This window comes from Endothiovibrio diazotrophicus (genome assembly GCF_054657215.1).
On the sequence record NZ_BAAHXB010000386.1, the window covers coordinates 1 to 240 of the forward strand.

1 pseudogene is annotated in these 240 nt (G+C 65.8%); it reads right to left on the reverse strand.

Annotated elements, in window-relative coordinates:
- Positions 1–240, reverse strand: a pseudogene (locus tag ACYQ2W_RS26920) (hypothetical protein); the annotation flags it as partial.

Here is a 240-nt window from a genome sequence, read left to right on the forward strand (position 1 = left end):
AACACCTCGAGGTAGAGCTTCTCGTCGAGCACGGTGAGTTCCCGTTCGGCGGCGACGGTGAGCAGTTCGGCGGCCAGCGTGGTGAGTACGCGGAAGTTGCCGACGGCGTGATCGCACAGCGCGCGCATCAGTTCCGGGGTCATCAGGCGGGCGTTGCCGGCGCATTGGATGAGGTGCTGTAGACAGGCCATCAGCGCCTCGCGGTCGGCATACTCCATCGCCAGTCGGGTGCGGATGCGT